Consider the following 10,963-nt stretch of genomic DNA (forward strand, 5'->3'; position numbering starts at 1 on the left):
AAAAATCTTAGAACATTTCGCCAAAATTCTAAATTTTTTTTATGGAAAATTCGAGAGGCTTTCATCTCAATAACAAAAATATGTTCCACTTAAAAATTTTTGTAGTATGAAAGCAGTTCTGAAATTTTCGGCTTTTGGTATTGGTGCAATTATTTCGGCTTGGACAGGTGCCGAAACCAGTCGTTTGTTCAAAAAGACCTATCCCGAGGAAATACAACACCCACACGGTTGTGTGTATAAAACCATAATGGGCGAGGAAAGTTCCGAATATGCGGCTATCTATAAAAACCCTGCCAATGTAGAAAACTCCCTAAAAAAAGGACTATCTTGGATAGTAGAAGCACAGCAAAATAATGGTGGCTGGGGAGCAGGTTTGCATAGCCGCCAAGATATAATGAACCCTCACGCAGTAAAAACTGACCCCGCCACAACAGCAATGGTGCTAATGGCATTGCTCCGCAACGGACACACCTTCTCGCAAGGTAAATACAAAGAAAATGCTCAAAAAGCCTTAGAATACCTACTTAGTGCCGTAGAAACCGCCCCCGCCAACTCTTACAACATCACTACGGAAACAGGTACGCAAATTCAGACCAAATTGGGACAGAACATTGATGTAGTGCTTACTGCCCAAAGCCTTGCTAATGCTCTGGATTATTTGCAAAACGACAAAAAACTTCAAGAACGTACCCAAAAAGCTCTCCATATTTGTACGCAAAAAATACAAATGGCTCAAAACACTGACGGCAGTATTCGTGGAGCAGGCTGGGCAGGTGTTTTGCAGTCTTCTTTTGCCACCAACGCCTTGGAATCAGCTCAGAAAAAAGGTATCAAAATAGACGATGAAGCCTTACGCAAAGCTCGTGATTATCAGAAAAAAAATTACAATGCCCAAACAGGTGAAATAAATACCGAAATGGGAGCAGGCATTGTATTGTATTCGGTTTCAGGCTCTACCCGTTCTGCCGCCAAAGAAGCCCGCGAAGCAGAAGATAAACTCGCAAAAGCTCGTAAGGAAGGCAAAATTTCCCAAAATGCTCCCGCCACAGAAGAAAATTTAGAAAAAGCAGGCTTTTCACGCTCCGAAGCCCAAAGATACGCCAATGCTTATCAAACTTACCAAAAAGCCAAAGAAGTTGCCCAAGATGATAAGGTAATGGTAGGTTTTGGCAATAATGGTGGTGAGGAATTTTTGAGCTATTTGCAAACAGGCGAGTCGCTGATTATTGCCAAAGACAATGCTTGGAAAAAATGGTACAATAATATTTCAGGCAAGCTCATCAAAATTCAGGAGGAAAATGGTAGTTGGCGAGGGCATCATTGCATTACCAGCCCTGTTTTTTGCACCGCTACCTGCCTTCTGATACTTTCCGTAGAAAATGATTTGCAAAAATTGGAAGATTTAGGCAAATAAAAACATCATTTGACAAAACATAGAGACGCAAAAATTTGCGTCTCTATACTCTATTCTCCAACCAAGCTCTCGATAGTTTCTAAAATTTCCTTGATTTTAGGGCTTCCTAACATATATTGAATATTTTTCCCTTCTCTTTTGCTTGCAAGCACGCCGCTATTTCGCATATTTGCCAAATGATGAGAGGTAAGCGACTGCTCTAAATCCAAAGTTTCACAAATTTCAGAAACGGTCATTTTGGGGTTTTGTAGCAATAAAAGTACAATATTCATTCGGATAGGGTGAGCCATCGCCTTCAAAAAAGCAGTAACTTTTTTATTGGGAATGGTAGGAGTAGTTTTTGTTTTTTTCGCCATAACTACTTAATTTTCAGTGGTGTTCTTTTTTTCTAATAAAAGTTTCGCAAGTTTTTGATTTTTTTCAAGTATTACAAGGTAATTTTTTTCATTTGTCTAATTTTCTTACAATTACATTATGGTAAAGCCCAAAAAACATTTAGGACAACACTTCTTGAAAGACCTTAAAATAGCTCAAAGAATAGCAGACCTTTTGCAAAGCCCCGCAGAAATACCAGTTTTAGAGATTGGAGCAGGTACAGGTGTTCTGACACAATTTCTCTTGCACAAAAAAAATCCTCTTTACATCATTGAGATTGATAGTGAGTCTATTCAATACCTAAAAGAGCATTTTGCAATAATAGCCTCTCAAAACCGACTTTGGGAAGGTGATTTTTTGGCTATGGACTTACGTTCCAATTTTTTTTCAAATATAGCAATTATCGGAAATTTTCCCTACAATATTTCCTCACAAATTTTTTTCAAAATTCTTGAAAATCGTAATCAGGTGGTAGAAGTAGTGGGTATGCTACAAAAAGAAGTAGCCGAAAGGCTCGCCTCACCACCGGGTAGCAAAGAATATGGCATTTTGAGCGTACTTTTGCAGGCTTATTACGAAGTAAAATATCATTTTACGGTTTCGGAAAATGTTTTCCAGCCGCCCCCCAAAGTAAAGTCGGGGGTTATTCGTTTGCAAAGAAATTCTATCCAAACATTACCTTGTAATGAATTGCTCTTTTTTGAAGTAGTAAAAACTGCCTTCAACCAAAGACGCAAAACCCTGCGAAATGCTTTGCAGAAATTTATCAGAACGGAAAGTTTCAAAAACGAAAGTATGCTCCAAAAACGTGCAGAACAACTTTCTGTTTCGGATTTTGTTTTTCTTACACAAAAAATTCAAGAGCAATCATAATTTTTTGCATATTTGCAAAGAAGGTTTCCGAACTTTTAGATTTTTTATTTGGTTTCAAACTTAAATTCTATGAAAACGTATTTGGTTATTTTGATTGCTCTGCTCCCTTTTTGGTCTTATGGACAACCCCCTCGCAGTAATGCAAACAGCAATACCCAATGGAAAACTTTAAGCAACAACCAGTATGCTATCCAATACCCTGCCAACTGGGAACTCAACCAAAGCGGTCAGATGGGAAGTAGTTTTATCTTGTTCTCGCCTTTGGAATCGGCACAAGATAACTTCAAGGAAAATGTAAATTTGATAATTCAAGACCTTGCAGGCTATAATGTTGATTTGAACCAATATACGCAAATTTCTGAAGAACAAATAAAAACAATGTTGCAAAATGCCAGCATCTTGGAAAGCAAAAGGCTTAAAAATACCAATGGTGAATATCAAAAAATGGTTTATACAGCCACACAAAACAATTATCGCCTTAAATTTTTGCAATATTATTGGGTAGTAAAACAAAAAGCCTATATTCTCACTTTTACTGCCGAACAAAACAAATACGATACCTACTTGAATACAGCAGAAAAAATATTCAATTCATTCAAAATAAAATAAACCGATTGAACGATAAAACTTTTTTGACCTATGATAAAATCAGAAGATTTGCAAGAATTGCTTGCCGAAATTGGTGGTGCTAAGTTTGAAAAAGAATTTTTAGCCCAAAGAAAAATATTTTTATGGGGGGCAGTACACGATGAGTCGGCAAAATATGTGGTAGATAGACTGCTTTATTTGGAAGCAAAAGACCCCGGCAAAGAAATTACTTTCTACATCAACAGCCCGGGCGGGGTTGTTACCTCAGGAATGATTATTTACGATACAATGCAAATGATTAGCTCACCTGTGAGTACCGTTTGCATCGGACTTGCCGCCTCAATGGGTTCTATTCTGCTTTCAGGGGGTAAAAAAGGTAGAAGGTTCATTTATCCGAGTGGCAGAGTAATGATACATCAGCCCGCTATTGGTGGCTATATTCAGGGGCAAGCCAGCGATATAGCTATTACTGCCAAAGAAATCCTAAAAACCAAAGAGTTAGGTGCTAAAATTTTAGCCGAAAACTGCGGAAAAAGCGTTGAGCAAATTATGAAAGATTTTGACCGCGACTATTGGATGAATGCCGAAGAATCCGTAGCCTATGGCATCGTTGATGAAATTGTAACAAAAATCTAAAAAAATGAGGGCTTCATTTCAAGTGAAGCCCTCGTATGCCTCAAAAATTAGTCTGCAAAAATTGCCTAAAATAACTACTTGAAAATTAAATAATAAACCCGACAGGTTTTGGAAACCTGTCGGGTTTGAAGTATCTACCCTGCAAATCCCGAAAGTTCTACTTTATTTCTGCACAATCATTTTCGGAGTTTCAGTGGTTTGGGTGGTTTTGATGAAAGTCTTGGGTTTAGCAATGTAAGGAGCTATCACCAATGCCACAATAGAAGTAAGTTTGATAAGGATATTCATAGAAGGTCCTGAGGTATCTTTGAAAGGGTCTCCTACGGTATCGCCTGTTACGGAAGCCTTATGAGGCTCTGATTTTTTGTAATAGGTCTGTCCGTCAATAACTACACCTTTCTCAAAAGATTTTTTAGCATTATCCCAAGCTCCCCCCGCATTAGATTGAAACATTGCCATAAGTACCCCTGAAACGGTGATACCTGCAAGCAATCCGCCGAGTACCTCTGCTCCAAACACAAAGCCCGTAACAGCAGGCACTACCAAGGCAATGGCTCCGGGCAAAAGCATTTCACGAATGGCGGCACGAGTAGAAATAGCTACACACTTTTCGTATTCGGGACGAGCTTTGCCTTCCATAATTCCTTTAATTTCACGGAACTGACGGCGTACCTCATTTACCATATCCATAGCGGCTTTTCCTACGGCATTGATAGCCAAAGAGGAGAAAATAAAAGGTATCATTCCACCTACAAAAAGCCCTGCAAGCACTTTGGCATTGGAAATATCAATTACCTCAATGCCTGCTGTACCCATAAACGCCGCAAACAAGGCAAGCGAAGTAAGTGCCGCTGAAGCTATCGCAAAACCTTTTCCTACGGCGGCAGTAGTATTACCTACGGCATCAAGCACGTCTGTTTTCTTACGTACATTTTCTTCCAAACCTGCCATTTCGGCGATTCCTCCTGCATTATCGGCAATAGGTCCGAAGGCATCAATAGCAAGTTGCATTGCCGTAGTTGCCATCATACCTGCCGCCGCTATGGCTACGCCATACAAACCCGCAAAATAATACGAACTCACAATACCTGCCGCAAGAATAATAATAGGTAAGGCTGTGGATTCCATACCTACTGCCAGACCGCCAATAACATTGGTAGCGTGTCCTGTACCTGATTTTTTGATGATAGATAGCACGGGTCTTTTACCCATTGAAGTATAATATTCGGTAATCCAGCTCATCAAAGCACCTACCAAAAGTCCGATAGCTACCGACCAAAATACGCCCATTGAAGTAAATACCTCGCCACGAATACTCATTTGAGCAGGCATTACAAATTGTATTACAAAGAAAGAAGCAATAGCCGTAAGCACAATAGAAGCCCAGTTACCTATGTTCAAAGCACCTTGCACATTGCCATCTTCTTTGCTTATTCTTACGAAAAGCATTCCAACAATAGAAAAAATAATTCCAATTCCTGCAATCAGCATAGGAAGCAAAATAGGTGCAATACCACCTACGGCATCAGCCGACTTAATTTCCCTACCCAAAACCATAGTAGCAAGGATAGTAGCCACATACGAGCCAAACAAATCAGCACCCATACCCGCAACATCACCTACGTTATCACCTACGTTATCGGCAATGGTAGCAGGGTTGCGAGGGTCATCTTCGGGGATACCCGCTTCTACTTTACCCACTAAGTCTGCCCCTACGTCTGCGGCTTTGGTATAAATTCCTCCTCCTACACGTGCAAAAAGAGCAATACTTTCTGCTCCCAACGAAAAGCCTGTAAGCACTTCCAGAGCAATTTCCATTGACTCGCCATTTACATTGCCATCTTTTACAAAAAGAGCCATAAACAAAATAAACAAGCTACCCAAGCCAAGCACCGCCAAGCCCGCAACGCCTGTTCCCATTACAGAACCTCCTGTAAAAGATACTTTCAGGGCTTGTGCCAAACTGCTACGAGCCGCCTGTGCAGTACGCACATTGGCTTTAGTAGCTATTCGCATACCTATAAAACCTGCAATAGCAGAAAATACTGCCCCCACTACAAAGGCAAAAACAATAAGTGGGTGCGATTTTTCATTGGTTTGAGAAAGAAAAAATAAAAGCAAGCCTGTAATTACTACAAAATACGCAAGCACTTTGTACTCGGCTTTCAAGAAAGCCATAGCCCCACGAGCAATGTTTCCTGCAATTTCTTGCATTTTCTCTTCGCCTGCGTCTTGCTTACTCACCCAAGTTGATTTCAGGTAGGTAAAAAGTAGCCCTACAACACCTAAAATGGGTACTACATACAATAGGAAAGATAAATTCATACGCTTTTTGATTTTAGTTTATGAGGTTGAAAAATACAATTTTACACTTCAAAAAGGAGTGCAAATATAAGTTTTGCTGGGAAATGTTTTGCAAATTTTTTTGGAAAAATGTAACATTTTCATTTATTTTTCGTTTGTTTTTCCTGAAAAATGAATTATTTTTGTGAAAGTCTTTTTGGGTTTCACGCTTAAAATTTTGAGCATTATGGGCAACAAACCCTTTACAAACCCCTCGGTAGATGAAGATATTCTGCTTGATGAACTTGAACTCCGAGAACACGAATTGGTTGTATTCAATGATGATGTCAATACTTTTGACCACGTCATCAGAACACTGATTGAAATTTGCAAGCACACCCCCGAACAAGCCGAGCAATGCACTTGGATTATTCATTACAAAGGTAAATGCACCGTAAAATTTGGCTCTTTTGATGAACTTGTCCCTATGCGTCAGGGGATTTGTGATAGAGGTATTTCAGCAGAAATTTTTTAAATTTATTACCAAACAAAAAAACAAGCGACCTAAATCATTGTTGATAGGTCGCTTGTATGTTTTAGCAAAAGCCTTTACACCAAAGTTTTGGTCTTGATTTTATCTCCGTGCCATCTATCTACGAGCAAGTCTTCAATTTTTCCGCCGGGTGGCAAATCTATAATTGGGAAATCGTTGTTCCCTCCGATACCGCCGTCATCGTCAGAATCAGGAGGAAAAGGGTTTCTGCGAAGGTTGCGAAGCATTATCACCGTCATTATGGCAAAAATGACAGAAAAGAATATCAAATAAACAAATACGCCCAACATAAGCCGAAATTTTACGAAAGATAAGAAAATTTCAACAAAAAAGCAAATAAAAATAAGCAAAAACATTACCAAAAACGAATTTTGGTAAAATATTTTCTAAAAAATAACTCCCAAACAAAGATAAGTGTTTTGCGGGATTAGGATTAAGTTTTTACCAGCTTTTTAGAAGTTCGTATTTGCTCGGTTTCAAGCGAATACACGTAGGTACCTGCACGCAAGAAACTCAGATTTGCCGTAAAAGTATGCCTGCCCTCACTTACAAATTCGTTCATCAGTATTGCAATGAGATTACCTTTCAGGTCTTGTAGCTTCATTCTCACCTGCGAGGCAGTATTGATGTAAAAGCTAAAAGTAGCTTCTGCTTTTACAGGATTGGGATATACATCTTCCAAACGATAGCGTTCATTTAGAAAATTATCCAAAGAAGTCAAACTTTTATTGAAAAGTGGTATGGTAAGTGAAGGATTGAAATTAGGGAAAATGATAGGTATTTTTGAAGGTTCTACTTCAAACCAATCTTGCAGAATGGTATTGAAAACGGTTCTATAATCTGTAAAATCTCCTATAGCATCAGAAAGATTACCACTGCTTTGAGCTTTTCGCAAGTCGGTATTTTTGCCGATAACCCCCGGATTGATTTTATTGCCAAACACAAACATTGGTGCTACGGTGCCGTGGTCACTACCATAGCTGGCATTGGATTTAGCCCTTCTGCCAAATTCTGACATCGTAACGGTAACTACTCTACCTTCAAGCCCTCTTAAACGCAAATCTTCTTGAAATGCCTTCATTGTTGCGAAAATATGGTAGGTAAGGGCGGCGTGAGCCCCAAGAGAGTTATCGTAGCGTTCTACTTGATTGATATGTGTATCAAAGCCACCTATACGCACCAAATAGACTTTAGTCATACAGCCACCTGCAATCAGACGAGCTATGATTTTGAAAGGTGTTGCCAAAGGGTTATTCAGAAAACCATTTGGGGCGGCAAGCGGATAGCGTTCAGGATAATTGACTTGCGTATTTCCGCCTCTATCATAACATTCTTTAAGGCGTTTGGCATAATCGTAAGTGCTATCTTCAATACCTAAAATCCAGTTCAGTTCATTGGCATACAAGGAGCCATTGAGCGAAGTAGGTGGAAAGCCTCTATCATCAATTTGCTTCAAAATTTCCTCATCATAGCCGGGCAAAGTGCTGACCAAACCAAAAAAAGAATTGGGACTTGGGATAGAAATTGCCGTAGGAATGGTATCTTCGGTATGAAAGCCCAAAGAAACATCGCCCCCACTAAATTCCAAGCCCAGAGGGTCTAACATATCGTTATTAGGGAAATCGTCAGGAAATTTGGGATTTACGCCGCCTGCCCCTTCAAATTCAAGTTCTAAGTATCTTCCTATCCAGCCCGAAGTAATTCTATCATTCGCTCCAACCCCACCAAACCAAATATCACGCCCTTTGAAATGCGAGCCATTCATATTTTCATAGCCTACATTCTGTACAATATTGACTTTGCCCGAATCATAGAGCTGTTTTAATGATAGCATATCGGGGTGCAAACCGAGTTGCTGTTCGTCAGGTAGCAGATTATCAAGTTTGATGTACTTGCGAGAACCTGTATCAGAAATAGCAATATTGGGGCGTAAGTTATAGTATTCAGCATACTGATTGATAGGAATGGTTTGGTTCAAACCATCGTTTCCGCCGTGTAGTTGCAAAAGTATCAGGATTCTATCGTTCTTGCTGGCTTTGGCAAGAGCCTGAATTTGAGGCAAACCATACAGTTGCTTAAAAAAAGTTCCTTCCAAAAAGAACGTTCCTGCGGTAGCCAGCGAGGCATTGCGTATAAATTCACGGCGTTTCATAAGCAAATGTTTTTGTTTGGATAAAGGTAATTATTTACGTTCAAAAGGTTCAAGCGTTTAAGGTAAAAGTTTTACTCCGTTTAAATATCCTAAACCCTGTTTCTATACTATAAATTGGACTGAACAATTACGGATAAAGTTAAAAAAGTTGATATTCGGGGCTTTGCAGTATAGCTCCTAAAAGAGCCTTCAAAGGTCCACGAGCATTGCTTTCAATGATAGCAGGATTAGCACTATTCCATCCAAATACCCAAGCATTGAAACGAGAGTCGGGGTCGTTGGGATTTACGCCTGCAATATCTCGTATATGGTAAAAAGCAAAATAATTCATTCGCTTTTCAGTAATTTCAGCGTTTTCCTGATACAAAGGCAGAAATTCACGTGCCACATAGCGGGCAAGGTCTTTGGCTACACTGATGCCCCCTACTACCGTAGGCGTTGTAGCTATGGCATTGGTGATGCCACTCAAGGCTGTATTTTTTGCCCAAGCATACACATCAACCCCAAAGCCTAAATTTCCTTCAAACAAATCTCTGACAAATTTGTAGCGATTGGCTAAATTGTTCGTAGTTATCCAGTTTCGCTGATAATTGGGGGCTTGATGATAAGGCTCATAGCCTGCTACGTCATAAGGTTCAAGAAAATCCAAGCCCATATCCATCAGCACGCCTGTCATCATTCCCATTTTATCATAAAAGCCCGCATAATTGCTATCGTGTGAAGGAATTTGCGAGGCGAGCATAGCCCGAAAGTAACGCATCAGTCCCAAAGTTACTTCCAAAGGCGATTTTATCATTGCTCCAAACTTATCATCAAACTGCCCATTGTTGGTGCTTGTTCCAAACTCAAAGAAGTGTTCGCTGGCAAAGAGCCTACGCATTACCCCCGAAATTCTAAAACCTTCACTCTGCATTTGGAAAGCCAAAGGCACAATAACATTAGTTTCTACGGCAGGTGTAATTTCGTGATGCACAAAGAAGCGATACAACCTTCTGACAAAATATTTGGCGGCAAGCGAAATGTTATCAGTATCTCTTTTATTGAAAATGGCATTGATAAGTTGCACTACTTCGTCCAAAGCACTGGCGGCAGTAGCTTGCCCTGTGGGGCTCAAAAGTGCAGGATTAGGAACAATATTTACACCCAAAACTTGCTTGATAGTATTATCGTGTAAAAAAGCTTCTCCAAACTGATTTACACGTACAACCCCCGTAGGCAAGCCCGTATCGGGGTCTATGGTGGCGGTATTGATATTGGAAGCAGGGTTAAAAAATTCATCAGTTTTCCAGCCCGTAAGAGTTTTGGCGGCTTCTCTGATGTCATTTTCGGTGTAATTGGTATAATCGCCAGCCCCACGTGTTTCTCCTTTACCCAAAGTAAAAAGTTCAAGCAGTTCTCTTGCAAAATTTTCGTTCGGAAGTCCCTTTTCGTTGGTTCTGCCGTCCAAGAAAATAAGCATTGAGTTATCCAAAGAGGCTTTGAGAATAAACTGATGATAGCGATTGAAATTTGGATTGGTATTCGTAAAATCGTTGATAAGATAACGGCGAAAAAGTTGATTTTGATAGTATAAAAAGCGACTGCTCCCTACGACTCCTCTTTTGGTAGTAATAATGGTATGCAAGAAAAAGGTTAGCTTTTCAAAGGCAGTGTTATCTTCATACATTTTTCCGAGCCACCAAGTACGAAAAGCATCTTCTTGCCTAAAATCTTCTTCATCGGCTTGGGGTTTATTAGCGGGGTTTGTCCAATCGGCACCTGTATAACTGCGAGGTGGATTAGGCATCGTAAAGCTCAAAAGTTGATTGAGAGCTGTATTGATATTCATTCCTTGAAAAGCACTCACATCGGCTTTGCTATAACCAAAGGTAAGCCTACGCAGAAGGTGCTTGGCTCGGTTTTCGCCCAAATTGCCAGTAATAGGGTCTAATGCAGGCATATCAATTTCAGTTTTAGCCTTTTATTATATTACGGCAATTTGGACAAAAAGTTTCAGCAAAAAATCACAATAATCTTACATTGACTTCAAGAAATTATTTTTGTAACTTTTGGGTTATGAGTACTTAGTCGTCCCTTAAAAAGTATCTAA

10 protein-coding genes are annotated in these 10,963 nt (G+C 39.8%); 5 read left to right on the forward strand and 5 right to left on the reverse strand.

What is annotated here, in order from left to right:
• The first annotated feature begins 106 nt into the window (after positions 1-106).
• Entirely contained in the window at positions 107-1,414 is a 1,308-nt protein-coding gene (locus ACWITO_RS14350) for a prenyltransferase/squalene oxidase repeat-containing protein (protein WP_448530680.1), read from the forward strand.
• 50 nt (positions 1,415-1,464) lie between these two features.
• Here the strand turns inward: ACWITO_RS14350 and ACWITO_RS14355 are convergent, their stop codons facing one another.
• Complete coding sequence (locus ACWITO_RS14355) at positions 1,465-1,770, reverse strand: ArsR/SmtB family transcription factor (RefSeq protein WP_448530681.1); 306 nt, start codon at positions 1,768-1,770, stop codon at positions 1,465-1,467.
• Positions 1,771-1,888: 118 nt separating this feature from the next.
• On the opposite strand from ACWITO_RS14355, the gene rsmA reads away from it, so the two are divergent.
• From rsmA to ACWITO_RS14370, 3 genes are all read left to right on the forward strand, one after another.
• Positions 1,889-2,662, forward strand: coding sequence for a 16S rRNA (adenine(1518)-N(6)/adenine(1519)-N(6))-dimethyltransferase RsmA (gene rsmA / locus ACWITO_RS14360; RefSeq protein ID WP_448530682.1), 774 nt, complete (start codon positions 1,889-1,891; stop codon positions 2,660-2,662).
• Between the two features lie 69 nt (positions 2,663-2,731).
• Positions 2,732-3,271: a PsbP-related protein gene (locus tag ACWITO_RS14365; RefSeq protein ID WP_448530683.1), complete on the forward strand. Its 540-nt coding sequence runs from the start codon at positions 2,732-2,734 to the stop codon at positions 3,269-3,271.
• 30 nt (positions 3,272-3,301) lie between these two features.
• A complete protein-coding gene (locus ACWITO_RS14370; RefSeq protein WP_448530684.1) occupies positions 3,302-3,886 on the forward strand; it encodes a ClpP family protease in 585 nt (194 codons plus the stop codon).
• 162 nt (positions 3,887-4,048) lie between these two features.
• Here the strand turns inward: ACWITO_RS14370 and ACWITO_RS14375 are convergent, their stop codons facing one another.
• On the reverse strand, positions 4,049-6,211 hold the full coding sequence (locus ACWITO_RS14375) for a sodium-translocating pyrophosphatase (RefSeq protein WP_448530685.1): 2,163 nt from the start codon (positions 6,209-6,211) through the stop codon (positions 4,049-4,051).
• Positions 6,212-6,416: 205 nt separating this feature from the next.
• Here ACWITO_RS14375 and ACWITO_RS14380 point away from each other — a divergent pair, with 205 nt between their 5' ends.
• Entirely contained in the window at positions 6,417-6,704 is a 288-nt protein-coding gene (locus tag ACWITO_RS14380; RefSeq protein ID WP_448530689.1) for an ATP-dependent Clp protease adaptor ClpS, read from the forward strand.
• A gap of 74 nt (positions 6,705-6,778) precedes the next feature.
• On the opposite strand, the gene ACWITO_RS14385 is transcribed toward ACWITO_RS14380, so the two are convergent.
• The 3 genes from ACWITO_RS14385 to ACWITO_RS14395 all read right to left on the reverse strand — a co-directional run bounded on the left by ACWITO_RS14385 (position 6,779) and on the right by ACWITO_RS14395 (position 10,813).
• Positions 6,779-7,012: a hypothetical protein gene (locus ACWITO_RS14385; RefSeq protein ID WP_448530686.1), complete on the reverse strand. Its 234-nt coding sequence runs from the start codon at positions 7,010-7,012 to the stop codon at positions 6,779-6,781.
• Between the two features lie 143 nt (positions 7,013-7,155).
• Positions 7,156-8,874 carry a DUF1501 domain-containing protein gene (locus tag ACWITO_RS14390; RefSeq protein WP_448530687.1) on the reverse strand — a complete coding sequence of 573 codons (1,719 nt, stop codon included), beginning with the start codon at positions 8,872-8,874 and terminating at the stop codon, positions 7,156-7,158.
• 139 nt (positions 8,875-9,013) lie between these two features.
• Positions 9,014-10,813, reverse strand: coding sequence for a DUF1800 family protein (locus ACWITO_RS14395; protein WP_448530688.1), 1,800 nt, complete (start codon positions 10,811-10,813; stop codon positions 9,014-9,016).
• Between the last annotated feature and the right edge of the window lie 150 nt (positions 10,814-10,963).

The sequence above is a fragment of the Raineya sp. genome (genome assembly GCF_053497555.1).